The organism is Rhizobium sp. Root483D2 (assembly GCF_001426685.1).
In the GTDB taxonomy this organism is placed as follows: Bacteria; Pseudomonadota; Alphaproteobacteria; order Rhizobiales; family Rhizobiaceae; genus Pararhizobium; species Pararhizobium qamdonense.
Genome location: NZ_LMFB01000034.1, coordinates 2857 through 3128, shown reverse-complemented (window position 1 = coordinate 3128; position 272 = coordinate 2857). Strand labels below are relative to the sequence as shown.

The window sequence follows — 272 nt, the reverse complement described above, 5'->3', positions numbered from 1 at the left end:
CCACCCGCAGCTGCGCTGCGACCTCCCCCCTCAAGGGGGAGGTCAAGGTTCAGATCACACCCAACTCCCGCCCGACCTCCTCGAACACGGCAATCGCCCGGCGCACATCGGCCTCGCTATGGGACGCCGACATCTGGGTGCGGATGCGGGCCTGGCCCTTGGGCACGACCGGGAAGGCAAAGCCGACGACGTAGACGCCCTTTTCCAGCATTCTCGCCGCAAAGGCCTGCGCCAGCGACGCATCGCCCAGCATCACCGGAATGATCGGATGG

Annotated in this window: 1 protein-coding gene; it reads right to left on the bottom strand. The window is 66.9% G+C overall.

Features of this window, described 5'->3' with window-relative positions; all coding sequences use genetic code 11:
- Positions 1-49: 49 nt before the first annotated feature.
- Positions 50-272: aminotransferase class I/II-fold pyridoxal phosphate-dependent enzyme (locus ASD32_RS30775; RefSeq protein ID WP_244490230.1), on the bottom strand; the 223-nt coding region annotated here is incomplete at its 5' end.